This window comes from Terriglobales bacterium (assembly GCA_035561515.1).
GTDB lineage: Bacteria > Acidobacteriota > Terriglobia > Terriglobales > Acidobacteriaceae > DATMXP01.
On record DATMXP010000014.1, the window covers coordinates 124,849 to 151,170 of the forward strand.

At 57.6% G+C, this 26,322-nt stretch carries 20 protein-coding genes; 13 read left to right on the top strand and 7 right to left on the bottom strand.

Translation table 11 applies throughout. The features are described 5' to 3' along the window. Positions 1-14: 14 nt before the first annotated feature. The 6 genes from VN577_05690 to VN577_05715 form a co-directional block, all read right to left on the bottom strand. A complete protein-coding gene (locus VN577_05690) occupies positions 15-2,861 on the bottom strand; it encodes a M48 family metalloprotease (protein HWR14297.1) in 2,847 nt (948 codons plus the stop codon). A gap of 202 nt (positions 2,862-3,063) precedes the next feature. Beyond that, positions 3,064-4,116: a phosphoribosylformylglycinamidine cyclo-ligase gene (purM, locus tag VN577_05695; GenBank protein HWR14298.1), complete on the bottom strand. Its 1,053-nt coding sequence runs from the start codon at positions 4,114-4,116 to the stop codon at positions 3,064-3,066. Between the two features lie 142 nt (positions 4,117-4,258). Continuing rightward, entirely contained in the window at positions 4,259-5,449 is a 1,191-nt protein-coding gene (locus tag VN577_05700; protein ID HWR14299.1) for a zinc-dependent alcohol dehydrogenase, read from the bottom strand. Further along, complete coding sequence (locus VN577_05705) at positions 5,446-6,216, bottom strand: SRPBCC family protein (GenBank protein HWR14300.1); 771 nt, start codon at positions 6,214-6,216, stop codon at positions 5,446-5,448. Before VN577_05705 ends, VN577_05700 begins: the two co-directional genes overlap by 4 nt. Before the next feature lie 108 nt (positions 6,217-6,324). After that, positions 6,325-7,050 (bottom strand): hypothetical protein, encoded by a 726-nt coding sequence (locus VN577_05710; protein ID HWR14301.1) that lies wholly within the window; start codon positions 7,048-7,050, stop codon positions 6,325-6,327. Positions 7,051-7,126: 76 nt separating this feature from the next. Continuing rightward, positions 7,127-7,387, bottom strand: a complete 261-nt coding sequence (locus VN577_05715) for a hypothetical protein (GenBank protein ID HWR14302.1) — start codon at positions 7,385-7,387, stop codon at positions 7,127-7,129. 224 nt (positions 7,388-7,611) lie between these two features. Between VN577_05715 and VN577_05720 the strand changes: the two genes are divergently transcribed. Continuing rightward, entirely contained in the window at positions 7,612-10,383 is a 2,772-nt protein-coding gene (locus tag VN577_05720; GenBank protein HWR14303.1) for a bifunctional acetate--CoA ligase family protein/GNAT family N-acetyltransferase, read from the top strand. 136 nt (positions 10,384-10,519) lie between these two features. Further along, on the top strand, positions 10,520-11,941 hold the full coding sequence (locus tag VN577_05725; protein HWR14304.1) for an aldehyde dehydrogenase family protein: 1,422 nt from the start codon (positions 10,520-10,522) through the stop codon (positions 11,939-11,941). Positions 11,942-11,951: 10 nt separating this feature from the next. Here the strand turns inward: VN577_05725 and VN577_05730 are convergent, their stop codons facing one another. Beyond that, the gene (locus tag VN577_05730; protein ID HWR14305.1) at positions 11,952-13,700 is read right to left on the bottom strand and encodes a thiamine pyrophosphate-dependent enzyme; all 1,749 of its coding nucleotides are present in this window, start codon (positions 13,698-13,700) and stop codon (positions 11,952-11,954) included. A gap of 301 nt (positions 13,701-14,001) precedes the next feature. Here VN577_05730 and VN577_05735 point away from each other — a divergent pair, with 301 nt between their 5' ends. From VN577_05735 to VN577_05785, 11 genes are all read left to right on the top strand, one after another. Next, positions 14,002-14,700, top strand: coding sequence for a cytochrome c3 family protein (locus tag VN577_05735; protein ID HWR14306.1), 699 nt, complete (start codon positions 14,002-14,004; stop codon positions 14,698-14,700). Between the two features lie 32 nt (positions 14,701-14,732). Continuing rightward, on the top strand, positions 14,733-17,789 hold the full coding sequence (locus tag VN577_05740) for a TAT-variant-translocated molybdopterin oxidoreductase (protein HWR14307.1): 3,057 nt from the start codon (positions 14,733-14,735) through the stop codon (positions 17,787-17,789). Further along, on the top strand, positions 17,786-19,171 hold the full coding sequence (nrfD, locus tag VN577_05745; protein HWR14308.1) for an NrfD/PsrC family molybdoenzyme membrane anchor subunit: 1,386 nt from the start codon (positions 17,786-17,788) through the stop codon (positions 19,169-19,171). Before VN577_05740 ends, nrfD begins: the two co-directional genes overlap by 4 nt. Further along, positions 19,168-19,722 (top strand): DUF3341 domain-containing protein, encoded by a 555-nt coding sequence (locus VN577_05750; protein HWR14309.1) that lies wholly within the window; start codon positions 19,168-19,170, stop codon positions 19,720-19,722. Before nrfD ends, VN577_05750 begins: the two co-directional genes overlap by 4 nt. A 67-nt stretch (positions 19,723-19,789) precedes the next feature. Then, positions 19,790-20,359 (top strand): cytochrome c, encoded by a 570-nt coding sequence (locus tag VN577_05755; GenBank protein ID HWR14310.1) that lies wholly within the window; start codon positions 19,790-19,792, stop codon positions 20,357-20,359. Next, positions 20,359-21,573 carry a hypothetical protein gene (locus VN577_05760; GenBank protein HWR14311.1) on the top strand — a complete coding sequence of 405 codons (1,215 nt, stop codon included), beginning with the start codon at positions 20,359-20,361 and terminating at the stop codon, positions 21,571-21,573. The genes VN577_05755 and VN577_05760 overlap by 1 nt, the downstream gene beginning before the upstream one ends. Then, positions 21,566-22,090, top strand: a complete 525-nt coding sequence (locus VN577_05765) for a hypothetical protein (GenBank protein ID HWR14312.1) — start codon at positions 21,566-21,568, stop codon at positions 22,088-22,090. Before VN577_05760 ends, VN577_05765 begins: the two co-directional genes overlap by 8 nt. A 34-nt stretch (positions 22,091-22,124) precedes the next feature. Continuing rightward, entirely contained in the window at positions 22,125-22,988 is an 864-nt protein-coding gene (locus VN577_05770) for an SCO family protein (protein ID HWR14313.1), read from the top strand. Further along, entirely contained in the window at positions 22,988-24,010 is a 1,023-nt protein-coding gene (gene coxB, locus VN577_05775) for a cytochrome c oxidase subunit II (protein ID HWR14314.1), read from the top strand. Before VN577_05770 ends, coxB begins: the two co-directional genes overlap by 1 nt. A gap of 2 nt (positions 24,011-24,012) precedes the next feature. Beyond that, positions 24,013-25,641, top strand: a complete 1,629-nt coding sequence (ctaD, locus tag VN577_05780) for a cytochrome c oxidase subunit I (GenBank protein ID HWR14315.1) — start codon at positions 24,013-24,015, stop codon at positions 25,639-25,641. Further along, the gene (locus VN577_05785; GenBank protein HWR14316.1) at positions 25,631-26,314 is read left to right on the top strand and encodes a cytochrome c oxidase subunit 3 family protein; all 684 of its coding nucleotides are present in this window, start codon (positions 25,631-25,633) and stop codon (positions 26,312-26,314) included. Before ctaD ends, VN577_05785 begins: the two co-directional genes overlap by 11 nt. The last annotated feature ends 8 nt before the right edge of the window (positions 26,315-26,322 follow it).

Genomic DNA, 26,322 nt, shown 5'->3' on the forward strand with positions numbered 1-26,322 from the left:
GTACAGATTGCGCACTAATTCCCTGAAACTCCAGATTGCGCCGAACTTACTTTCAACGTGTAGACTTCCTGCCGCTCTGTAAGTACAGCTAGTCTCTCCCCGTCATCGGAGAATTGGGCGTACTCGATGGGACTCTCGAAGGTAAGCTCGGCTTTCTTCGATTTGGCAGCCAAGTCGAACAGCACCACTCGTCCGGGCTCACGCTCGATCGCGAGAATGTCTGTCTTTGTGCAGATGACCGGCGCTCTTCCGAAGTACCGTCCAATTCGCTGGCCCTTCAGGTCGTAGATCAACACTCGATGGTGGCTATCCTGAAACATGAGGTACTTGCCTGTCGGGATCATGTCGGAAATCTTGAACGAACCTCTGCCGGTATCGATCGGGAAACGTGCCATTGGGGTCCCAGTGCGCACATCCAGAGCGACGACGAAATAACTTTCGTCCTTCTGCAGAATAGTTTCCGCCAGACGCGCCGCCTCCGGATCTTGTTTGATTTCTTCCTTCGCACCCTTGTCGGTGAGATCCCACGCGAGCACCAGGACATTTTCGCCAGGATTCCAGCCAAGGTTCGGCATCCGTTTGAAGAAGCGGGTCCAGAGCAGTTTCCCGGAACGCACATCGTGAATTTCAAACGTCACGTCACGCGTCGGGTGTTCATCCGGATCTTTCGGCAGGATAACGACGTACGTCCCGGCAACCTGAAACACCCGTTCGCGCTTCTTGTGACTTGCAACTTGGACTATGGCAGGACGGTCAAGGTTAATAGAGGCTACAGTGTTCCCCTGCTGGTCTCCTTCCTGTTTGCGTAAGTCCTTTTCGCTCGTGCCGCGCATCAGGAGTTTGCGATAGCGATTCGGCGGCGCGAAGTTCAGGAGCGCGGTGCTGCTCTCAAAGAAGGCGCCGTTGAACGGCGCAAGATTCAGAGCACCACTGCCGGTCAGGTCCCAGATCTTTCCTCGCGTCTTTTCGCTGAGCGCAAGCACCTTCAGATCAGGCGAGAACATTACCGCACGAGTGTAGCCGAGAGGCGCCCTGGGCAAAGTGACCGTTGCCAAAGGCGCGGTAAGCGGGCGACGGTACAGTGCGACTTCTCCGTTGGCGCGCTCGTTAACCCAGGTACCGTCATACACGTCTACTGCATTGGTCTTGCTCGCCAGAAAAATCTTGTTCTCCTTCAGGTCCATGATGCCCACCGGAGATTCAGGCAGTGGGCGAATCATCACGAAATCGCCGAAGGTGGGAGTCTCAATTGCAAGAGGCCCAATATGCAATCCGGACTGGATGACTTCACCATTTATGGTCACGATCTTGGAGTCGTAGCCGTCCTTGCCATCCACACCGAGAACACGGTCCGGTCCCAGGAACCCGAAGGACGTTTCCATAATGGTCTTCAATTTGCCGGGCAGGTTTAGCTCGCGCTCGTCCTTGAAATCGTAACCGAACTGAAATGGGCCGACTCCAGCCAGGAAGTAGCGCCCGTCCGAGGAGAACTCAAGGGTGACCGCGGGCCCTCCTTCGAAGATCAGGTATTTGTAGATAGACCAGGCTCGCCCATCGCCGACAGATCCATCGATGAAATTCTTCTTCTCGAAAACGTCCTGACCCTTGTCAACGTTGATGAGCCGGATTCCCACCGGAATGAACTGATCCGGGTCCGGTCGGAAGCAGGCCAGGATGTTCCCGTCTGGAGAGATGGCACTACGGAGGCATCCACGAAAAACGTAGACATCGTGTACGTCTGTCTCGCGTTGCTCGGCTACACTCCACTTGTAAACGCGAAGAGCTTCATTGTGGAACACGACTGTTTTGGAATCGGTGGTGAAATGAGCTGGGAATGCGCCGGGGGCGTCGATGCGGAAGAGGACCTTCAGCGGTTCGCGTTGTAGAACGAAGATGCTGGTATCGTCCTGCGCAAGAATCAACTTGCCGTCGGGGCTGAACCGGAAGTGTGTCAGTTCTCCCTGTAACGGCGGGTCGAGGACCTTCTTCGAAAGCATGTTGGGCAGCGCAAGCTTCTTGCCGAAACCGTTGAAGCGGAGCAGGGCGGCTCTCCAAGTATCAAAATCAGCTGAAGCTTCACGTTTTTCTTTGCACCCTGCCGGCACCTGACTCGCATTGGTGGCGAATTCGCGCAACCGTTTGGATTCGGGTGCCGTGGAGCCGAATACATCTGAAAACCAGCTTCCCTTCCTGCCTTTGCGCTCGGTGAAGCGGTCCCAAAACGTAACAACCGCTTGAGGGTCATAACCGGCACGCGCCACAGCGAAGACGGAGACCTGGTCAGCATTGATCTGAGACTTGTCTTCGTCGGTGTCGATGTCCACGCTCTTCTTGCGATAGCTTTCCAGCAGTTCGTGATAGCGGTTTTCGACGTCGTCCCGATTGCCGAGCGAGGTGACGTTCAGAAATACCTTGAGCAGCTTGGTGAAGAGCACAGCGGTGTCATGGTTCAACTGGTGCCCGACTTCGTGAGCGAGCACTCCTGCCAGTTCGTCTTCATTTCGAGTCGTCGCAATCAACTTGCGGGTTACATAAACGCGGCCGCCGGGCAGGGCGTATGCATTGGCTTCCGATTCGTCCACGAGAAAGAACTGATGTTTCAGGTGGCTTTCGGGCATGTACCGCACCACTCGCTCACCAATACGCCGCAGAGGCGCGACGAGTTCTTCGTCTTCGATAATGTGCACGTCGCGAGTCACGGATTCGGCCGCGACATCGCCTAAATCAATCTCCTGTTGCTCGGTGAAGATGTTCGCACGAGTGGATTTAGTTAAAACAGGGGCCTGAGGACAAGCGGACTCTGTCTGTGCTTGTGCGTAAACCAGCCAGGTTGAAAAGAAAAGAAGGGCAAACAGCCGCATGAATACCTCGCCAAAGCAGAGTTGAACGCCGGATACTTTACCGCACCATTCCTCGACTGCGTTAAAGAAAAGGGAATATTTTCGTGACTAGAGCACCAAATTGGGAGGGAAAACTCGGGCTAATCAGGCGAATGCCTGAATGAACCGTCAAAAAGAAAAGCCGCCCACGGTGGGCGGCTTGATCCTATTCGAGAGTTAAGCGTTAGCTGTACGACACCTTTCGGTCGCCCTTTAGGATGCGTCCGATGGTGTAGCCCTTTTCGCCTGCACGCTCGAGCACGGTTTGAACGCGCTTGAACTTCTTCGGGGGGACCACCAGGATCATGCCGATTCCCATGTTGAAGGTGCGGAGCATTTCGGCGTCGTTGATGTTTCCCAGCTTCTGCAGATGGCTGAAGATGGGCTGCACCGGCCAGCTTCCGAGTTGGACATGAGCTCCCATACCCTTCGGTAAAACGCGAGGCAGGTTCTCAGTGATGCCGCCACCGGTGATGTGCGCTACGGCGGTTACAGCCTCGGCCTCAAACAAGCGACGCAACACCGGCCAGTAGCTCTTGTGAGTCCGCATCAGTTCGTTGCCGACTTTGTTCTTGATCTCGTTGATGTAAGACTCGGCCGAATACCTGGCGACTTCGAACAGCAGCTTCCGAGCCAACGAATAGCCGTTCGTATGCATTCCGTTGGAAGGAAGTCCGACCAGGACGTCACCGACCTGGACATCTTTTCCGGTGATGATCTTCTCGCGCTCAACGACCCCTACGATGAAGCCGGCCAGGTCATACTCGCCGCCGGTATAGAAGCCCGGCATCTCGGCGGTCTCGCCACCAATGAGTGCGCAGCCGTTGTGCTTGCAGGCGTCGGCAATGCCGCTGACGACCTTCTCGGCTACTTCGGGATCAAGTTTGCCGGTGGCGAAGTAGTCCATGAAAAACATGGGAGCTGCGCCCTGAACGGCAATGTCGTTGACGCAGTGGTTCACAAGATCGGCACCGATTGTGTGGTGCAGATTCATTTCGAAGGCGATCTTCAGCTTCGTGCCGACGCCGTCAACGCTGCTGACAAGAACGGGATCCGTGTATTTCTTCTTGTCGATGGCAAAGAGCCCGCCAAAGCCACCGATGTCGCTCAGGACACACTTGTTGAAGGTGCGGTGAGCGAGGTACTTAATGCGTTGTTTGGCGCGGTTGGCACGCTCGATGTCCACGCCTGCATCGGCGTAGGTTATGGTTTGATCTGGAACTAGTTGCTCAGCCAAGTGCGATTCCGTAGTTGCAGCGAATTATGTATTCCGAGAAGAGCAGCTATTTTAACATTCCTGAACGGAATGGCCGAAAAACCAGCTTAAAAGGTTGGAATTGAGAACGAACGGGAGCAGGATCGCTGCTCCCGTTCGTGTCCTATGCGGCTGCCGCTCCGGCCCACGGATCCAGAACCACCTTGGTGCAGTTTTCCTGCTTGTCCCGGAAGATCTGGTATCCGCGCGGTGCTTCGTCGATCGGTAAGACGTGACTGATAACGAAACTGGGGTCGATTTCGCCCCGCTCCACGCGTTCGAGAAGAGGCTTCATGTATCGCATCATGTGAGTCTGACCGGTCTTAAGAGTCAGACCCTTGTTCATGACGGCGCCGAGCGGCACTTTGTCCACGAACCCGCCGTACACGCCCGGAACAGAAATCGTTCCCCCCTTGCGGCAAGCCATCACGCATTCGCGGAAGACTTGCGGGCGGTCGAACTGCACGCGCAACTTCTGCTTTACGTTGTCGACCACGTACGGGAGTGAATGCCCGCTAGCTTCCATGCCGACAGCGTCCATGCACGAGTCCGGCCCACGGTTGGCGGTCATGTCCCGCAGCACGGTAAGAATGTTGTCCACTTCGTCAGCGTTGATAACTTCGGCGCCGCCCTCTTCGGCCAGGCGAAGTCGTTCCGGCACCTTGTCGATGGCAATCACGCGTTCTGCGCCAAGCATTTTGGCGCTGCGAATCGCGAATTGCCCCACCGGACCGCATCCCCAGATCGCGACCGTATCGCCCGGTTGGATATTGCAGTTCTCCGCACCCATGTAGCCAGTGGGGAAGATGTCGGAAAGGAACAGAACCTTTTCGTCGGAGATACCATTCGGGATCTTCAATGGCCCGACATCGGCAAACGGCACGCGTGCGTACTGCGCCTGCCCGCCGGCATAGCCGCCGGTCATATGGGTGTAGCCAAACAGTCCGGAGGGCGAATAACCCATCAGGCTTTCGGCGATCCACGCATTCGGATTGCTGTTGTCGCAAAGCGACCAGAGGTCGTGCCCGCAGAAGAAGCACTTCCCGCATGCGATGGTGAACGGCACCACCACCCTGTCTCCTACCTGCAGGTTCTTCACGCCCGGCCCCACCTCGACCACTTCGCCCATGAACTCATGGCCAAGAATGTCGCCTTGTTCAAGGGTCGGCATGTAGCCGTTATAAAGGTGCAGGTCCGATCCGCAGATCGCAGTCTTCGTGATCTTGATGATGGCATCGCGTGGGTTCAGTATTTTCGGGTCTGGAACCGTTTCAACTCGGACGTCTTCGGCGCCGTACCAGCAGAGTGCTTTCATGATGCCACCTCCTGGGGTTGAGGTTGGGGACGCTCGCTCTGCGTCGGTTTCGGACGGTAATCGTCGTAGATCGCCTGCTTCATCCGGATCTTCAGGGAGCGGGGACCGTGTGGCTGTCCCACGGTGGTGGCGATTTCACCGGCTTCCATCAACTGCTTGAAGTGGCGAAGGTCTTCGTAGATGGTCTGGGAAGGATCTTTGCCGAACATCATGGCAACGGCCTTGCCAATCGGTCCAGCGGGTGGCTGATATTGCATCACGATCGTGATCTCGGTGCCGCGATCTCCCGGTGCCTTGCGGAACTGTACCGAACCCGTGTTGGGGAGTACGGAATCCGCATCCGAACGCCAGACGATCCACTGATTCTCACGCTGGTCGACGATCTGGGCGGTCCACTTGATGCGCATCTGCATGGGGCCGCGAGCAACCCACTCGGAGCGCCCGTTGCCAAGGTCGCGAACCGATTGAAGGTGCGACATAAACTTAGGAAGATTCTCGAAGTTGGTCCAGAAACGGAAAGCTTCTTCTGGCGAAACATTGACGGTGAAGCTGGATTCGGTATGGATTTCCTGCGGTTCTGTTGAAATGCGAGTGCCGCCGAAAGCAAGCAGGCCACCCGCGGTAGCCAATGCGGCTCCGGTCTTTGAACGGCGAGTAAGGCCATAAACAGCCAACGCGCTGCCGCCCACTATCGCCGCCCAGCGCGGGACGGCGGAGTAGTTGCCGTTCCGGCGCTGCCGATCACGATCTCTGAATGTCTGATTCATGGAATTGTGCCTCTGGGTTAGGGTCGTTCTGGTCGGATGCGTGGGGGGTACGGCGAGTTTTGCCCTAAACCGCAGATGATGGTGGAAATGAAAACTCCCGGTCGGCAGCTACTTTTGTGCGGATGAACTCAGCCTTCGAATGGAGGTTTGCGCTTCTTCCGCTTCCTTCCCCGTCGGAGACCACTCCATGAATGTGCGGTAATACGTAAGTGCTTCCGCACCCCGGCCGGTCTTTTCCAGCATCCGCGCAAGGCGAAGAGACGCCATCGGTTCACCCGGCAACCGTTCAAGCGCGCTGCGATACCGCATTTCCGCGGACTTCAGCGCCTTGTCTTTGAAATAGAAGTCTCCCACTTCCACGTCGTGCTCGGCGGCAAGGACGTCTTCCGGAGTGCAGTAAGGATGAATCTCGGGAGAGGACGCGGAACGGCTGGAACTTTCCTGCGGCGAAATTGTGGTTGATTTGGATGTCGTAGTCGTGGGCCTGAGTGATGCGGGTAACGCTGCCTGCAATTTGGCGCATCGCTCGGCGGCATGCGCCAGACGCTCTTCTTCGCGCTGCTGCGCCTCAATTTCGCGCGATGCATTGCCCTTACAAGTGCTGAAGATGATATTCACGCATTCCGGGAGCAGCTTGCGCAATTTGTTCGTTACGGGATTGGGCTTGTCTGCGGGTTGCGCCGCGGAATCGCTTTGTTTGTCAGGTACTTTGCCCGTGTTTTCATCCGCCTGCCGGGAACCGGATGTCTGGCTTGATGTGGTCCGAGCATCCTGCGCAATCGATGGAAGTGTCAGGACAGAAGAGCAGGCAAGCATCAACACGCAGCGCCACATGCGAGCGATTCTACGCTTTCGTAGCGGACAACAGAAAAGCCCCGGTTGGCCCGGGGCTTTCGCCAGGCAGAATGGACTACTTCTTCTCTTCCTTCTTTTCTTCTTTCATGTCCTTCTTTTCGGCCTTTTTCTCTTCTTTCATTTCTTTCTTCTCGGCCTTCGCTTCTTCCTTGGCTTTCTTCTTGGCTTCCTTCTTTTCCTTCTTCTCGGCTTTCTTCTCCGCAGCCTCCTCCGTCTTCTTTTCAGCGGTCTCGTTCTTCTTCTCAGGGACGGCCTGTGCAAAGGTCAGCGAACAGGCGACGGCGAGGGCAAATAGCAATGTGAAAAATTTCTTCATTCTTGAAAGCTCCTAACTGGATTGTGATCAATACAGAGTTGTTCTGGAGATGCTCCTCGGAACACTGAAATTGGATACCCCGCAGGTTCACCTATCAAGGACATGCTGCATTTCTGCCGGGCGTTATTCCCAATTTGAAATCGAGCGCGGTATCACACAGCGAGGTGATAGCAGGATTCCCACGGCGTTCCAGCTAGGCTAGACTGCACGAACACGAGTCGATCATGAAACCCGGCGCACAACCCTCCTCGTCAAAACCCGGCGCCGTACTGCCCGGAACGGACCCCGCCCACGACGTACTCCGAACCGAGCGAAATCCGCTCGATGCACTGTTCCATCCAAAGTCCGTTGCCGTGATTGGCGCGAGCGAACGGCAGGGCAGCATCGGACGACGCGTCTTCTGGGCTGTTCTGAGCAGTCCGTTCGGCGGGACGGTTTTTCCCGTAAACAAGGAACGCTCCAGCGTGCTCGGCATCAAGACCTGTCCCACGGTGAAGGAGGTTCCGGAGCCGGTGGACCTGGCGTTGATCGTGACTCCAGCGGCAACGGTGCCCTCGATAATCAGCGAGTGCATAGAGGCCGGCGTGAAGGCGGCCATCATCATCTCGGCAGGATTCCGCGAGCACGGACCCGAAGGCGCGGAACTCGAGCGGGAGATCCTGCGTCGTATCCGTGGAACACCATTGCGTGTGGTCGGACCGAACTGCCACGGCGTCATGAATCCCCTTACCGGTCTGAATGCGACGTTCTCGCAACAGATCGCGCGGCCGGGAAATGTGGCATTCATCAGCCAAAGTGGAGCGCTCTGCACCGCCATCCTCGACTGGAGCCTCCGCGAACTGGTGGGATTCAGCGCGTTTGTCTCCGTGGGCTCAATGCTCGACGTTGGTTGGGGCGACCTGATCGACTACCTGGGCAACGATCCTCGAACGCAGTCCATTGTCATCTACATGGAAACCATCGGTGACGCCAGGGCCTTCATGTCGGCAGCACGTGAAGTGTCATTGACCAAGCCGATCATCGTGATCAAGGCCGGACGCAGTGACGAAGCGGCTCGCGCAGCGGCATCGCATACGGGAGCATTGACCGGGAGCGACGAAGTCCTCGACGCGGCGTTTCGTCGAACCGGAGTGCTGCGCGTGAATTCCATTGCCGACATCTTCTATATGTCGGAAGTTCTCTCGAAGCAACCAAGGCCGAAGGGTCCGAAGCTGGCCGTGTTGACGAACGCGGGTGGCCCGGGAGTAATCGCCGCCGATGGCCTCATCGCCGCCGGTGGCACCCTGGCCAAGCTTTCGCCGGAAAGCATTGCGGCACTGAACAAGATATGTCCGCCACACTGGAGCAAAGGCAATCCGATTGACATCATCGGTGACGCCAGTCCCGAGCGCTACGCGCGGGCCCTTGATGTGGTCGTGAAGGATCCGAACTGCGACGGCGTGCTGGTGCTGACCGCGCCGCAAGGACTCACCGAGCCGACACAGACGGCCGAATTGATCAAGCCGTATGCACGCGGCACAGGAAAGCCAATCCTGACGTGCTTCATGGGAGGAACCGAAGTCGCAGCCGCCAACGAGATCCTCAACCGCGCTGGTATCCCGACGTTCCAGTTCCCGGACACCGCCACCCGTGCCTTCGTTTACATGTGGCGCTACACCTACAATCTGCGCGGCCTTTACGAAACACCGGTGTTCCGTCCCGAGGCAGATGCGGACGTGAACCACGACGCCGTGAAGGGAACCATCGAACGCGCGCGCGCGCAGGGACGCGCGTTGTTGACCGAGTACGAATCCAAGCGCCTGCTCGCACAGTACGGAATCCCGACAATCGACACCCGGATCGCGCATTCCGCAGAAGAAGCGATCGCCCATGCGGAAGAGATTGGCTATCCAGTGGCAGTGAAGGTCCACTCGGAGACCATCACACATAAGTCTCGCGTTGGAGGAGTCCGCTTGCACCTGCGGGACGCGAATGCTGTACGCGCGGCGTTTAGCGAAATCCAGTCGGCGATCGAGGCCCGCACCGGGCCGGGGAATTTTCTCGGCGTAACGGTGCAGCCGATGGTGATGCGCGACGGGATTGAGTTGATCGTCGGCAGCAGCATTGACCCGCAGTTCGGACCTGTTCTGCTGTTCGGTAGTGGCGGCCGAATGGTCGAAGTCCATAAAGACCGTGCTCTCGCTCTTCCGCCGTTGAACACCACCCTCGCCCGAAGGATGATGGAGCAAACAAGGGTCTTCAAAGAACTGCAATCCTGCGAAGACCGCGGTGAGATCAAGTTGCAGCCGCTCGAAGCCTTGCTGGTGAAATTCAGTCATCTGGTGACGGAGCAGCCCTGGATCAAAGAGATCGACATTAACCCGCTGCTGATCTGTGGCGAGGAGTTAAAGGCGCTCGATGCTCGCGTTGTGTTGCATCCGTCCAGCATGAAAGAAGAAGACCTGCCGCGTCCGGCGGTGCGTCCCTATCCGGTGCAGCATGTGTCGAAGTGGAGCATGAAGAACGGCACCGAGGTCACGATCCGTCCCATTCGGCCAGAAGACGAGCCGCTCATGATCAACTTCCACTCGCGCCTCAGCGACCGAACGGTATACATGCGCTACTTCCAGCCTCTGAAACTGACGCAGCGGACCGCGCACGAGAGGCTCACGAGAATCTGCTTCATCGATTACGACCGTGAGATGGCACTCGTCGCGGAGCGCGACGTACCTGGCGAGGGGCCGCAGATCATCGCCGTCGGTAGGCTGAGCAAGTTGCATGGCAAGTCGGAAGCGGAAGTCGCGGTGCTCGTCCGAGACGATTACCAGCATCTTGGATTAGGCACCGAACTGGTGCGGCGATTGATGCTGATCGCGCGCGAAGAAAAGTTACAGTACGTCCACTCAACGATGTTGGGCATCAACCGTGAGATGAGAGCCATCTGCAATCGCCTTGGCTTTGCCCTGAAGGTCGATCTCGAAGAAGACCTGGTGAATGCTCGCGTCGCACTGCGGTAGCATTTTTGAGCGACGCACGAGTCGAAACGCGAGTCCGCAACGCGTTGTGAAAACCTTAATAGCAGGCGAATAAAACCAGAGCAGAAGAAGATCAAGACCCGAGCCGAACGACTACACTATCCGCATGAAGGAAAGCGTGAAGTCGTTCGGTTTTCTTTTGAACGGAAGGTTCTCGACCGCAGGTGAGCAGAAGGACATTCACTCGCCCTTCAACGGCGATATCGTCGGACACGTAACGTACGCAGCGAAGTCCGACCTTGAGTCCGCCATTGTTTCCGCACAGAAAGCGTTCGAGATCACGAGAGCCCTTCCCAGCTACAAGCGTGCAGAGGTTCTGCACTCCATTGCGCGGCAGATTTCCGATCGCAAAGAAGAATTCGCACGCATGATCGCTCTCGAAGCAGGGAAGCCGATCCGGACGGCGCGCGCGGAGGTCGATCGCGGCATCTTCACATTCACCGTCGCAGCCGAAGAAGCTGGCCGGATGGGTGGCGAAGTGCTTCCGCTCGATCAGCAGTCGATCAGCGAAGGGCGCTGGGCAATATCGCGCCGGTTTCCTGTCGGCCCCGTGGCGGCCATTACGCCGTTCAACTTTCCGCTGAACCTCGTTGCGCATAAAGTGGCGCCTGCAATCGCCGCCGGATGCACGATGGTTCTGAAGCCTGCACCGCAAACGCCGATGACGGCACTTATGCTTGGGGAAGTTGTCCAGCATGCCGGATGGCCCGACGGTGCCCTGAACGTTCTGCCTCTATCAAACGACGATGCAACACCCCTGGTAGAAGACGACCGCTTCAAGTTGCTCACCTTCACCGGGTCGGCGCCCGTGGGGTGGGCGATGAAAGCACGTGCCGGAAAGAAGAAAGTTGTGCTCGAACTCGGCGGCAACGCCGGCGTCATCATCCACAGCGACGCCGACCTTGAATACGCAGCCGAGCGTTGCGTTACCGGAGGATTCTCCTATGCCGGCCAGAGTTGCATTTCTGTACAGCGCATTCTCGTAGAAGCCAGCATCTTTGAATCGTTCCAGCAGGCGCTCATGGAGAAGACGCGGAAACTCAAGCTGGGTAATCCTCTTGATGAAACCACCGACGTCGGACCGCTCATTCGCGAATCGGATGCCATGAGGGCCGAAGCATGGGTGAAGGAGGCTGTCGCTCAGGGTGCGAAGCTTCTCACCGGTGGCAGGCGAAACGGTACGCTCTACGAACCGACAATCCTGACGCAGACGAAGCCCGAGATGCGGGTGAATTGCCAGGAAGCATTCGCACCCGTGGTTACGCTCGAGCAATACTCGGATTTCCGAGAAGCCATTCGTTCCGTAAACCGCTCGAGCTACGGATTGCAGGCGGGCCTGTTTACGCGAGACGCCAGCCTCATCTTTGAGGCGTACAACGAACTCGAGGTCGGCGGCGTTGTCGCCGGAGACGTGCCCACATTCCGCATGGACAACATGCCCTACGGAGGCGTCAAGGAATCCGGCCTCGGTCGCGAAGGTTTGCGCTGGGCTATCGAAGACATGACCGAACAGAAGTTGCTCGTCATGAATCTCCGATAGCCTGGATTCGCTAGATGATCTGGCGGGCTCTGTCTTTCAGGGCTTCCTTCATGATCTCCAGTCCTTTAGGCTCTCCGCGCGCGATCGATTCCGCAAACTTGAGTGCCTGCTCCATCTTGATCTTGCCGGGCATCGGCGCTGTGTTTGGGTCCACCACGGCTTCGAGGATCGCTGGCCCCGGTGACGCCAGGAACTGCTCCATCGTGTTTCCGATTTCGCCTGGCTTCTCGGCGTGGTATCCGACTCCTCCGCATGCATGTGCGAACGCTGCGAAGTCGATTGGCGACAGATCTACGCCAAACTCCGGGTTCCCAAGAAACACCATCTGTTCCCATTTGATTTGGCCGAGATAGTTGTTCTTGATGATCACAACCTTAATTGGCAGGTTGTAACGGACAGCGGTCACGAAGTCTGCCATCAGCATGCTGAAGCCGCCATCGCCGACAAACGCGACGACCTGGCGTTCAGGGTATGCGATCTGCGCAGCTAAGGCGTAGGGCAGTCCCGGAGCCATAGTGGCGAGGTTCCCGGATAGAGTGTGCTTTTGTCCGCGGCGTGCTGGAATATGCCGCGCCCACCAGGTCGCGATGGTGCCGCTGTCGCAAGTTACGATCGCATCGTCGCGCAAGCGGAGTCCCAGTTCGTGTGCAACGACCTGCGGTTTCATCGGCATGCTTTCACTGGTTCCGAGCTTGTCCATGAACTCGAACCATTCCTTCATGCCATCCTGTGCCTTTTTGAGGAAATTACGGTCATCGTTCCGTTTTAGGAATGGAATTAATTTTTGTAGCGATTTCTTTGCATCCGCAACGATGCCTACCTCCATCGGATAGCGTAGTCCAATGCGAGTTGGATTCGCGTCAATCTGCACGCCGCGAGCTTGACCGGGTTTCGGCAGAAACTCGATATACGGAAACGAAGTTCCAACCATTAATAATGTGTCGCAGTTTTCGGAGCATTCCTGCGAAGGCTTGGTTCCGAGCAGGCCAATAGGACCCGTCGTGTACGGGCTGTGGTCAGGTACGCTGGCTTTTCCAAGCAGCGGCTTGGCAATCGGTGCGCCGAGTATCTCGGCAACTTGTTCGAGTTCGTCGGTCGCATGCAGCGCACCCTGTCCGGCGAGAATGAATACCTTTTTGCCGGAGTTGAGCACATCAGCGGCCCGGCGGAGGTTGGCGTCATCGGGTTCTCGGGGGGAAGCAGCAAGAACATTGGAGACGTGGTCGGCGACATTGCGCTTCGAGCGCTTTCCGCCGGACACCGTCTGCTCCTGGATATCAACGGGGACGGTAATGTGGGTTACACAACGATAAGTGAGCGCCGTGCGGCACGCGAGTTCGGTGACGTTCTCAACGTGCGTCGGACCCATAACGCGCTGGTTATATTGCGCAACGTCGATGAACAGCTTGTCCGTCTCGACATCCTGTTGCGTGAAAGTGCCGATCAGGTCATGGAATTGCATGCCGGTGATCGCGAGCACGGGAGCCCCGTCGAGCTTGGCATCGTACAAACCGTTCAGCAGATGGATGGCGCCAGGTCCCGACGTGGCGAGACAAACGCCGAGCTTGCCTGTTGTCTTCGCAAATCCGCAGGCCATAAACGCGGCGGTCTCTTCGTGGCGCACCTGGATGAACTTGATCTTGTCCTGTCGAGTTCGGAGGGCTTCGATGATGCCGTTGATGCCGTCGCCGGGCAGGCCGAATACGTATTCCACTCCCCAGTCGATCAAAGTCTCAATGAGTACGTCGGAGGTGTTCATGTTTATTCCGCTCCCGCAAAGGTAGGATGCGGCGCCGGAATCGGATGTTCTCTCGGAAAAGGCAACAGTCGCGGAATTTCGGAGTTCGCTGTGGAGAGTAGAGGATGACTGTTCCCATTTTGGGAAACAGTTTGAAGAAAGTTGAAGAATGTACGAGACACATAGAGCGGCTCACCTGTTACAATCACATGTTTCGGTGATGTGGGTCACCACTGCTTGTGATTTGTAGCACGATTCAAACGGCGGGAGGGCGCCGGTTGTCACGGCCTTCCTCTGGCCTGATGGAACTAATGGCTAGGTAATGCCCCAAATCTTTCATCGCAGTACCAACACAATCGCACGAGTATCGATCATTCTGGCACTGGTCCTGGTGTCCGGAGGGTTATGGGCGTCACTGGAATTGCAGCGCTCTCCTTATTTCAGTTGGAGAGGTGTAGCGCGGCAACAGCCGGTTCCGTTCAGCCACCAGCACCACGTATCCGGGCTGGGGATTGATTGCCGCTACTGCCACACGTCGGTGGAGAACTCCAATTTCGCGGGGATTCCGCCGACTAAGACGTGCATGAACTGCCACGCGCAGATCTGGACCAATGCTCCCATGCTTGAACCGGTCCGCGAGAGCTTCCGCTCCGGCAAGTCGCTGGTGTGGACGCGCGTGAACGCCGTGCCCGACTTCGTGTACTTCGACCACAGCATTCACGTGAATAAGGGTGTGGGCTGCAACGAATGTCACGGGGCAGTGGACAAGATGCCGCTCATGTACGCAGAGAACACGATGCAGATGGAGTGGTGCCTGAGCTGCCATCGCGCGCCGGAAAAAGTGCTGCGTCCGAAGGACCAGGTATTCAACATGGCGTACCAAAAACCTGCGCCGGGTAAGCCGGTCACTGTGAACGGCAAGGAGTTCACGGACCAGATTGAACTCGGGACTTACCTGAAGAAGGAATACAAGCTGCGCAGTGTGTACGACATCACCAGTTGCAACACTTGCCACCGCTAATGGCTGCGGGCGAGGTAGGTAAGACGGAAAAGATGGAACTCATACAAATCAAGAACACGGGCAAGCCGAAGCTGGATTTGGAGACTGTCCAAAAGCAGCTTTCCGCGGCACAAGGCCCGGAATACTGGCGGAGCCTGGAAGAGCTGGCTGGAACCGACGAGTTCCAGGAGTTGCTGCACCGGGAGTTCCCGCGGCAGGCTTCGGAATGGATTGGCGATGAAACATCCCGCCGCGGTTTCCTGAAGCTTATGAGTGCGTCGCTGGCACTGGCTGGACTCAGCGGCTGCACCAGGATGCCGACGCAGGCAATCGTCCCTTACGTCAAGCAGCCGGAGGAGCTGGTGCTGGGCCGTCCGCTCTTCTTCGCCTCGGCATTCACGCTCGGCGCCGAAGCCATTCCGGTGCTGGTACGCAGCCACGAAGGTCGTCCGACGAAGATTGAAGGCAATCCCGAGCACCCGGCCAGTCGTGGACGCACGGATTCCTTTGCTCAAGGTTCCATTCTTGATCTGTACGACCCGGACCGTTCGCAAACCAACATGTATCGGGGCGAGACGCGCGCCTACGGCTCGTTCATTGCAGCGATGCAGGCCCCGCTTGCTTCGCAAAAGGCGAATGGTGGAGCAGGCTTCCGTCTGCTGACCCGCACCGTCAACTCGCCGACTCTTGCTGCGCAGATCCGTACGTTGCAGCAGAAGTTTCCCCAGATGAAGTGGGTTCAGTGGGACCCGGTCAACCGCGACGCTGTTTATGCGGGAGCCCAGCTTGCCTTCGGCGAGCCGGTCGAGACGCGCTATCAGTTCGCGAATGCCGATGTCGTCGTCACGCTCGATGCCGACTTCTTGTACTCCGGATTCCCGGGCATGGCGATGTACTCGATGGATTGGGCTAATCGCCGCGATCCAGACGAGAAGGTAAATCCGCACGGACTGAGCCGCATGTATGCCATTGAGAGCTCGCCGACCACCACAGGTTTCAAGGCGGACCACCGTATTCCGGTGAAGCCATCAGAAGTTGAGCAGTATGCTCGCGCCCTGGCAAGCCGCCTGGGTGTGGGCAGCGGTGGAAGCGTCCACGGCGAGCACAACAGCTGGCTTGATGCGGTAGCGAAAGATCTTCAGGCGCATCGCGGACGCGCAGTGGTCGTGGCAGGCGAGAATCAACCGGCAGCAGTGCATGCACTGGCGCACGCAATGAACGAAGCGCTGGGCGCCGTTGGTTCCACCGTCATTTACACGGAACCCCTGATTCCCAACACCGCGAGCGCGACGGCAGGCTTCAAAGAGCTCGTCGGTGACATCACGGCGGGCAAAGTCGACTTCCTGCTGATACTCGACGGCAATCCGGTTTACGAATGCCCGGTCGACAGCGACTTCCAGGAAGTGCTGAAGAAGGTCCCGCTCAAGGTTCACTACGGTCTGCACTACGACGAAACTGCCTATGTTTGTGACTGGCACATCATCGGCACGCACTTCCTTGAGCATTGGAGCGATGCGCGCGCGGCCGATGGAGTGGTATCCATTGTGCAGCCGCTGATCGCGCCTCTCTATAGCGGGCACAGTCCGCATGAGATTCTGGCGCTGATGAACGGTCAGCCCGATGTCACCGGCTACGATCTCGTCCGCACCTATTGGCAGACACAGTTCAAGGGCACAGGCACTTTCGACGATTTCTGGCGTCGCTCGATTCACGATGGCTTCATCGCCGGGTCAGACCTCGCCACGAAAAATGTGAAGGTTCGCACCCGCGATTTCCCGGCGACGCAAGTTAATCAGTCGCAGGGAACGGAGATGGCGATTCGCCGCGACCCAAGCATCTACGACGGACGCTTTGCCAACAACGGCTGGTTGCAGGAACTTCCCAAGCCGCTGACAAAGCTGACGTGGGATAACGCCATCATGGTCAGTCCGAAGATGGCGAAAGACATGGGGTTCCCGGCCGATCAGGATGCAGCCGTAGCGGAAGTCGAATATCGCGGCCGCAAGATCGAAGGCCCGGTATGGGTGCAGCCCGGTCATCCGGACGACACCATCACCATGTACCTGGGCTATGGACGCCTGCGCGGTGGACAAACCGCCACGGGCCACGGTTTCAACGCGTACACGATGTGGTACTCCGACGAGCCGTTTTACAGCCGCGGAGTCAAGGTCACGAAAACCGGCAAGAAGTATCCGCTGGCTTCCACGCAGGGCACGCAGGTGCTCAACGGACGCAACATCGTTCGTGCCGCGAAGCTGGAAGAGTACAAGCGCAATCCGGAGTTCGCGCACGAGCATGCCGAGTCGCCGAAGCCGGATGAGACGCTGATTCCCAACTATCAGTATCCTGCCGTCGGTGAGAACGGTGCTCCCGAGCATAAGTGGGGCATGAGCATCGATCTGAACCGGTGTACCGGCTGCAACGCCTGCATCATCGCGTGTGTCGCCGAAAACAACACGCCGGTTGTTGGAAAGGATCAGGTTCTCCGCGGACGTCACATGCACTGGCTGCGTGTGGATGGCTACTACAAGGGTGGCGCGGCAAATCCGCAGATGTACTACGAGCCTGTTCCTTGCATGCACTGCGAAACGGCTCCTTGCGAATTGGTTTGCCCGGTCGGAGCGACGGTCCACAGCAGCGAAGGCCTGAATGACATGGTCTACAACCGCTGCGTCGGCACTCGTTATTGCTCCAACAACTGTCCGTACAAGGTCCGCCGGTTCAACTTCCTGTTGTTCCAGGACTGGACCACGCCGCAGCTCAAGATGATGCGCAATCCGGAAGTTACGGTGCGCAGCCGCGGTGTCATGGAAAAGTGCACGTACTGCGTCCAGCGCATCACCAACGGACGCATCGTCGCCGAGCGCGATGACCGTCGCGTCCGCGATGGCGATGTCCTCACCGCCTGCCAGCAGGTGTGTCCGACCGACGCCATCATCTTCGGCGACATCAACGACCCGAATAGTCGTGTTGCGAAGTTAAAAGCTGATCCCCGCACCTACGGAGTGCTTGAGGACTTGAACACGCGACCGAGGACAACTTACACGGCTGCCGTTTTGAACCCGAATCCGGAAATCGAGGGCGGCGAACCGGAGCAGCATCATTCATGAGAGAGACACGTATCGAAGCACAACATAGGCCGATTCCGGTCGTTGCTCCGGGACACACCTTCGGAACGATCACGGACAAGATCTCCTCGATCGTGCTGAACAGCGAAATCTCGCTGGGGTGGTTGGCGGCGGTCGGTATGGCAGGCGGTTTGGCATTCGTTCTGCTGATCGCGGCTGCCTGGCTCCTGTATCGCGGTACCGGAATTTGGGGCATCAACATCCCAATCGGCTGGGGTTTCGCGATCGTCAACTTCGTCTGGTGGATTGGTATTGGCCACGCCGGAACCCTGATCTCCGCCATCTTGTTGCTGCTGAAGCAGTCGTGGCGTAACTCGATCAACCGTTTCGCGGAAGCCATGACGCTGTTCGCCGTCATGTGCGCGGGCTTATTCCCGGTTCTTCATACCGGACGCCCGTGGCTGGCTTACTGGTTGACGCCATACCCCAACACGATGTCGATCTGGCCGCAATTCCGCAGCCCGCTCGTTTGGGACGTCTTCGCGGTTTCGACTTACTTCACGATTTCGCTTGTGTTCTGGTACATCGGCTTGGTCCCCGACTTGGCGACGCTACGCGACAGTGCCAAGAACAAGATCGCGCGCTTCATCTACGGCATGCTCGCGCTGGGATGGCGCGGTTCGGCCCGTCACTGGCACCGTTACGAGAAGGCTTACCTTCTTCTCGCCGGACTCTCAACACCCCTCGTGCTCTCAGTGCATACCGTGGTGTCCTTCGACTTCGCCGTCGGCATCGTACCTGGATGGCACACCACGATCTTCCCTCCCTACTTCGTTGCCGGTGCTATCTACTCCGGCTTTGCGATGGTGTTGGTGCTGGCCATTCCGATTCGCGCCGTCTACAACCTGCGCGACATGATCACCGACCGCCACCTCGATAACTGCGCGAAGTTCATGCTCACAACGGGTTTGATCGTTGCTTACGGATACATCATTGAAACGTTCTTCGCCTGGTACAGCGGCAACCCGTATGAGTGGACGATGATGATGAACCGCATGACCGGCTTCTATGCGCCGGCCTACTGGGGTCTCATCGCCATCAACATCGGCTTCGTCAATGTGCTCTGGTTCAAGAAGGTCCGCAAGAGCCCGGTGATGCTCTTCTTCGTGTCGATCATCATCCTGCTGGCGATGTGGCTCGAGCGTTTCGTGATCGTCGTCATCAGCTTGCAGAAGGACTTCCTGCCTTCGAGCTGGGGCCTGTACATCCCGACCCGCTGGGATTGGGCGACGTACCTCGGCACGATCGGATTCTTCCTCTTTGCTTTCCTGCTCTTCATTCGTGTGTTGCCCATGATTTCGATCTTCGAAATGCGTGACCTGCTACCCGCATCGAAACCGAAGCACGTGGAGGTGGCGGAATGAGTCACGTAACCACCACCGCCGTTCCTCCTGTGTACGGATTGATGGCAGAGTTTGAGACTCCGACCGACATCCTGACCGCCGCCACCAAGGCATATGCGGCCGGTTACCGGAAGATGGACGCCTACAGCCCGCAACCGGTGCACGGACTCGCCGAGGCGATTGGGTTCGAAAAGAACCGAGTGGCACTCGTTTGTCTTGCGGGCGGTCTGCTTGGGATGGCTACCGCTTACGGCCTTCAGTACTGGATCAACTCCATCGCGTACCCGCTGAACATCGCCGGCCGTCCATTCCACTCATGGCCTTCGTTCATCATCGTGACCTTCGAATTGACGATTCTTTTCGGCGGACTCGCGGCCGGAATCGGCATGCTTGCGATGAACGGTCTGCCCACCCCGTACCACCCGGTGTTCAACGTGCCGCAGTTCGCACGTGTAAGTCGCGACAAGTTCTTCCTCTGCATTGAATCGGCAGATCCTAGCTTTGATATGGCGGATACCCGAGCGTTCCTCGAAAGTCTGGGCCCCGCTTCCGTAGCGGAGGTGCCCTATTAAACCGAGCACAAAATTATCGGCGCTTGCTCTTCTGTGCTGTGGCGTCCTCGCCGGATGCCGGCTCGACATGCACGTGCAGCCCAAGATGAAGCCGCTGCGCGAGAGCGATTTCTACAGCGACGGTCGCGGTTCGCGTCCGCTGATCGCGAACACCGTCGCCCGCGGACAGCTTCGCGAAGACACCTACTTCTACACCGGCATGATCAATGGTAAGGAAGGCGACGTGATGCCGTACCCGGTGACGGAGGAAGTCCTGAAGCGCGGGCAGGAGCGATTCAATATCTACTGCACGCCTTGCCATTCGCGTACTGGCGACGGCAATGGCATGGTAGTGCAGCGCGGATATCGCCGTCCGCCTTCTTATCAGGATCCCAAGCTGCTGAATGCGCCGATCGGTCATTTCTACGACGTCATGACCAACGGCTTCGGCGCCATGCCCGATTACGCAGCGCAGGTCACGCCCCATGATCGTTGGGCGATTGCTGCGTACATCCGCGCACTGCAGTTAAGTCAGCACGCGCCGCAATCCATGGCGCAGGGGCAGAACCTTGATGCCCCCGCAACGCCGAAGGTCGGCTCGGATGAAGGAAAGACAGGCGCGACCACACAGCAACAACCGGCGGAGAGGAAACAATAGTGCACACGACCCACAAGATTGATCTAGACAGACTGAACTATGCGCCACCGGCGTCGTTGCAGGCTGTGTACCGGCGTGCGGTAGCAGTGGGCGGGGTGTTCGCTGTGCTCTCGCTGATCGCGTTCATCCTGAATCCCCGCCAGGCAATGCAGGCGTATCTCGTTGGCTTCATGCTCTTCCTCGGGCTCACTCTCGGGCCCATGGGGATGCTGCTTACATGGTTCATGCCGGGCGGGCGTTGGGGGCTGACCATGCGCCGCATCTGGGAAGCGGCATCACGGAACATCTGGGTTGCCGCCATTGCGTTTATTCCGATTCTGATCGGCTACAAGCACATTTATCCCTGGGCGCATCCGGAATCGCTGCATGCCACCGAGCACATGCAGGCATTGACCAAGCACTACCTGAACTTCCCGGGGTTCCTGATCCGCTCGGTCGTTTACTTCCTGGTGTGGTTCGCCATCGTCTACTTCATCAACAAGTACTCGAAAATCCAGGACAAGCCGTATGAAGGCTGGCTCGGCGGAAAGTTGAACGCACTCGGTGCGGCTGGCGTTCTGGCCTATGTCTGGTCCATGTCATTCGCCGCCATCGACTGGCTGATGTCGCTGAGTCCCGGATGGCCGTCCACCATCTTCCCGTTGATCATCGTTGTAGGTCAGGGCATTCTTGGCCTGTCCATTGGCATCATCGTGGGTCGCATTCTTGTTCGCGATGAACCCATGAACGTCCTGATGGACGAAGTGGTCTTCTGGGACAACGGAAAGCTGCTACTCGCGTTCGTAATGTTGTGGGCATACTTCGGCTTTTCGCAATGGTTGATCATCTGGGCCGGCAACCTGCCGGAAGAAATTCACTGGTTCTTGGATCGCACCAAGGGCGGATGGGGCGCCATGGCTCTGTTCCTGGTGGTTTTCCATTTCGCCATTCCATTTGCCATCTTGCTTTCACAGGCGCTGAAAAAGGATCCACGCAAGCTCGCGTTCGTTGCTGTGTGGATGATTGTGATGCGGTTCTTCGATCTGTTCTGGATCACGGCTCCATCCATCAACAAGGAACATTTCGCCATCAGCCAGGTTTGGATGTACCCGGTGATCGCAATCGCCATGGCCGGCATCTGGGCCGCGTTGTTCGTGCGCAACCTGATGAGCCGTCCCTTGGTTGCCGTCCACGATCCGCGGCTCTACGAGATCTACGGAGAGGTTCATGAGTAATCATCACAACGATCCGGGCGAACTTCATTACGACGCGAGCCACCACGGAGCTGGATTTGAGAATCGCGACCTCGGTGGGCGCGGGATCATGGTGTTCCTCATCGTCCTCATGATCTCCGGCATCCTGATTTGCCTGGTCCTATGGGGCTACTTCGGGTATCGCGCGAAAAACGTCGTCGCCGAACCGCCCATTACGGGCGCGCAACAGCTGGCGTTGACGCCAGAGCAACAAAAAGACCCGACGCAGCGCTTCCCGAAGCCGGTTCTTCAACCGGATGACGTCGCCGACATGAACAAGATGCGCGCGCAGGAAAATGCCATCCTCGATAGCTATGGATGGGTCGATAAGAACGCGGGCGTCGTACGTGTGCCTATCGATACAGCGATCAAGGCAGTGGCACAGCAGGGACTCCCAACTCGCCCGCAGCAACAGCCGGCACAGAAAGCGGAGTTCGGTTCCGGTGTGGACACCCCGGCTGGCTTGGCGGGTGGAACGCGGCCGGAAACAAGGCAGTAGGTTTTAGCCGAAAGGCAGCAGAAAGGGTATAGCGGTGAAACGGAATAATAGCCTGCGTCAGCTTGGATGGACGCTAGTCCTGGTAGCGAGCATGAGCACGTTGAGTGCTGCGCAGGGAGTCATGGGTGGTCCGAAGGGAACTACCGCGCCTCCGCCGAGCATTTTGAAGCACGTGGGTATCGAACAGAAGCTGAATGCGCAGCTTCCGCTAGATCTTAAGTTTCGCGATGAAATCGGCCGCGAGGTCAAGCTCGGCGATTACTTCGGCAAGAAGCCGGTCGTGTTGAGCATGGTCTATTACGAGTGCCCCATGCTCTGTGGCGAAGTCCTGAACGGAGAAGCCAGCGTTTTCTCCACGCTTAAGTTCGATATCGGCAAAGAATTCGATGTTTTGACCGTCAGTTTCGACCCGACCGAGGGTCCGGAGCTTGCCCGCGGAAAGAAGCGCACCTACGTTGAGCGCTATGGTCGTGATGGTGCAGAGAAGGGGTGGCACTTCCTCACCGGTCCCCAGGAATCGATTGCCGCGCTCACCGATGCCGTGGGTTTCAAGTACGCGTGGGACGACCAGACCAAGCAGTTCGCGCACGCAGCCGCCATCATGGTCATCACGCCCGAAGGCAAGATTGCGCAGTATTTCTATGGCGTCGAGTATTCACCCAAGGACCTGCGATTCGGAATCGTGCAGGCTTCGGAGCACAAGGTCGGCAACATCGTGGACCAGGTCTTGCTCTATTGCTACCACTACGATCCGCGCACGGGTAAGTACGGTGCTGTTATCTCGCGTGTGCTGCAGTTGGCAGGAGCATTCACGCTCGTCGTGCTGGGAGGGTTCCTCATCGTTATGTTCCGGCTTGAACCGCAGAAGGACCGCAGCGGCAAAGGAGGAAAGGCCTGATGTTCCAGAACGTTCCTCTTTGGCCGGAACGGGCCTCCACATTTGCGAACAACGTCGACGCGCTCTATATCTTCCTGATCGCCGTCACGGGACTTTTCACGCTCATCGTCTTTGCTCTGGTGGCGTTCTTCGCCATCAAGTACCGGCAGAAGCCCGGTGGCGTCGCCACTCAGATCGAAGGCTCGTACTCGCTGGAAGCCACGTGGACGCTCATCCCCTTCGGTCTCTTCATGGTGATGTTCGTTTGGGGCGCCAGCATCTATATGACGCAAGTGCAGCCGCCCAAGAACGCCATGGACATCTTCGTGGTGGGCAAGCAGTGGATGTGGAAAGCGCAGCATCCCGAGGGCGTACGGGAAATCAACCAGTTGCACGTTCCGGTTGGCCGCGACATCAAACTGACCCTGATTTCGCAGGACGTTGTTCACAGCTTCTACGTCCCGGAGTTCCGCATTAAGCAGGACGTGATCCCCGGTCGTTACACCACCATGTGGTTCCATCCCATCAAGACGGGACGCTATCACCTCTTCTGTGCCGAGTATTGCGGTACCGAGCACTCGGGGATGATCGGAGAAGTGGTCGTTATGGAACCGGCGGAATATGCGGCATGGCTCTCCGGAGGATCAGGCGAGGGCAGCATGGCTTCCACCGGACAGAAGCTGTTCCAGGAACTCGGTTGCGCCACCTGTCACCGTTCGGACACGCAGGGACGCGGTCCCAACCTGCAGGGTGCTTACGGGAAGCCGGTCTTGCTTGATACCGGCCAGACCGTCATCGCCGACGACAACTATGTTCGTGAATCCATCTTGAATCCCGGAGCAAAGGTCGTTTCCGGATTCAAGCCGATTATGCCGACGTTCAACGGCATCGTGAGTGAAGAGCAGCTCTTATCGTTGATTGCATACGTCAAGTCATTAGCCCAACCGCAGCAGGGTGAGCCAGTTAGCAATCGTCCCGCAGTTCCGGGACGCGCCCCCGCCGCGAACGCAGCTCCCAAGGCTGGAAATGCGAAGGTGCAGTAATCATGGCCACAGTGGCATTACCAATTGAGCAAGAAAATTACCTGAACACGAACTACGGGTGGAAATCGTGGCTGCTCACCACCGACCATAAGCGAATCGGGATCCTGTACCTGATCTCTATCACCTTCATGTTCTTCATCGGTGGCTTCTTTGCCACGATGATCCGGTTGGAGTTGCTGACTCCCGCCGGCGACATGATGACGTCGGACACCTATAACAAGATGTTCTCGATGCACGGCATCGTGATGGTGTTCTTCTTCCTGATTCCCTCCATTCCAGCCGTGCTGGGCAACTTCCTGATCCCGATCATGATCGGCGCCAAGGATCTGGCGTTCCCCAAGCTCAACCTGCTGAGTTGGTACATTTACAGCGTGTCGGCGCTGATGATGATCTACTCCATCGTCACCGGCGGCGTCGATACCGGTTGGACCTTCTATCCGCCGTTCTCGACCACCTACTCGAATTCGCAGGTTGTGGTCGCCGGACTCGCCGTCTTCATCAATGGGTTCTCGTCGATCCTTACCGGACTGAACTTTATCGTCACGACGCACCGCATGCGTGCTCCTGGCTTGACCTGGAACCGCCTGCCCTTGTTCGTTTGGAGCCATTACGCAACGTCGGTGATTCAGGTTCTCGGAACTCCCGTTATCGCCATCACGGTTGCGCTGGTTGCGATTGAACGCGTGTGGCACATCGGCATCTTCGATCCCCGCGTGGGCGGCGACCCGGTGCTGTTCCAGCACATGTTCTGGTTCTACTCGCATCCCGCCGTGTACATCATGATTTTGCCGTCAATGGCGATCATGTCCGAAGTCGTAACCTGTTTCTCTCGTAAGCGCATTTTCGGATACAACTTTGTGGCTCTGGCTTCGATCGCGATCGCTGTGCTCGGCTTCCTCGTCTGGGCGCACCACATGTTCGTAGCCGGAATCTCGGCGTACGCGGCGCTGGTCTTCTCGCTCCTCAGCTACTTTGTCGCGGTGCCCTCGGCCATCAAGGTCTTCAACTGGACCGTGACCATGTATAAGGGCCAGGTTTCCTATGCGACTCCGATGCTGTACGCGTTCGGCTTCATCGGCCTGTTCACCATCGGCGGCATGACAGGATTGTTCCTGGCCTGTCTCGGTATCGACCCGCACGTGCACGACACCTACTTCGTTGTCGCGCACTTCCACTTCATCATGGTGGGCGGCGCCGTCATGGCATACCTCTCCGGCATCCACTTCTGGTGGCCGAAGATGACCGGCCGCATGTATCCGGAAGCGTGGGGCAAGATCGCAGCCGGTCTGGTATTCGTCGGATTCAACCTGACCTTCCTCCCGCAGTTCGTCCTTGGATACCTCGGCATGCCGCGTCGCTATCACGCGTATGCCAGCGAGTTCCAGGTGCTGAACGTTCTCTCCAGCGCGGGAGCTTCGATTCTTGCCATCGGATATCTGCTGCCCCTGGTGTACCTGCTCTGGTCTCTGCGGTACGGCAAACCGGCAGGCAACAACCCGTGGAATGCTGTCGGACTGGAATGGATGACCACTTCTCCTCCTCCGACTTACAACTTCGATGAGACCCCGGTCGTAACCTGGGAAGCTTACGACTACGAAAACATGCCGCAGGAGGTCCCGGTTGGCCGCTAATACTGAAGTCGTTGCGCAGCAGGCGCTGCGGCATCATTTCGCCACCATGCAGCAGCAGCGGGACTCCGCTACGCTTGGCATGTGGATCTTCCTGGTCACCGAAATCCTGTTCTTCGGAGGCCTCTTCACGGCTTACCTCGTCTATCGCACCATGCATTACCCCGCATGGGAGATGGGCAGTGAGCACATGTCATTTGTGCTCGGGACCACGAACACCGTCATCTTGCTCACCAGCTCCCTGACGGTGGCGCTCGGCGTTCATGCGGCGCAGGTCGGAAAGCCGAAAGTCACGGCCATCCTGCTGCTTATCACTATTCTGATGGGCTTCGGATTCCTTGGCATCAAGGGCATGGAATACCACGAGCACTATGTCCACGGTCTGGTGCCCGGCCCGTTCTGGCATTTCAATCACGTGGATGCCCACGGGAACGTTCCGCCGAACGAACTGCAACTGTTCTTCTATTTGTACTTCGTGATGACCGGCTTGCACGCTCTGCACGTCATCATCGGATTGGGAATCCTCTCGGTCATTGCGTTTTTTGCATGGCGAGGCAGGTACACGCCCCAGTACCACACGCCCGTTCACATCGCCGGCCTGTACTGGCACTTCGTGGACCTTGTCTGGATTTTCCTTTACCCATTGCTGTACCTGATCGCACACACGCACGTATAGGTTGAAAA

Bases quoted from the DNA above. Each gene is read 5' to 3' on its own strand.
- VN577_05690 (HWR14297.1), bottom strand. From the start codon at position 2,861: ATGCGGCTGTTTGCCCTTCTTTTCTTTTCAACCTGGCTGGTTTACGCA.
- VN577_05700 (HWR14299.1), bottom strand. From the start codon at position 5,449: ATGAAAGCACTCTGCTGGTACGGCGCCGAAGACGTCCGAGTTGAAACG.
- VN577_05705 (HWR14300.1), bottom strand. From the start codon at position 6,216: ATGAATCAGACATTCAGAGATCGTGATCGGCAGCGCCGGAACGGCAAC.
- VN577_05710 (HWR14301.1), bottom strand. From the start codon at position 7,050: ATGTGGCGCTGCGTGTTGATGCTTGCCTGCTCTTCTGTCCTGACACTT.
- VN577_05715 (HWR14302.1), bottom strand. From the start codon at position 7,387: ATGAAGAAATTTTTCACATTGCTATTTGCCCTCGCCGTCGCCTGTTCG.
- VN577_05720 (HWR14303.1), top strand. From the start codon at position 7,612: ATGAAACCCGGCGCACAACCCTCCTCGTCAAAACCCGGCGCCGTACTG.
- VN577_05730 (HWR14305.1), bottom strand. From the start codon at position 13,700: ATGAACACCTCCGACGTACTCATTGAGACTTTGATCGACTGGGGAGTG.
- VN577_05735 (HWR14306.1), top strand. From the start codon at position 14,002: ATGCCCCAAATCTTTCATCGCAGTACCAACACAATCGCACGAGTATCG.
- VN577_05740 (HWR14307.1), top strand. From the start codon at position 14,733: ATGGAACTCATACAAATCAAGAACACGGGCAAGCCGAAGCTGGATTTG.
- nrfD (HWR14308.1), top strand. From the start codon at position 17,786: ATGAGAGAGACACGTATCGAAGCACAACATAGGCCGATTCCGGTCGTT.
- VN577_05750 (HWR14309.1), top strand. From the start codon at position 19,168: ATGAGTCACGTAACCACCACCGCCGTTCCTCCTGTGTACGGATTGATG.
- VN577_05755 (HWR14310.1), top strand. From the start codon at position 19,790: ATGCACGTGCAGCCCAAGATGAAGCCGCTGCGCGAGAGCGATTTCTAC.
- VN577_05765 (HWR14312.1), top strand. From the start codon at position 21,566: ATGAGTAATCATCACAACGATCCGGGCGAACTTCATTACGACGCGAGC.
- coxB (HWR14314.1), top strand. From the start codon at position 22,988: ATGTTCCAGAACGTTCCTCTTTGGCCGGAACGGGCCTCCACATTTGCG.
- ctaD (HWR14315.1), top strand. From the start codon at position 24,013: ATGGCCACAGTGGCATTACCAATTGAGCAAGAAAATTACCTGAACACG.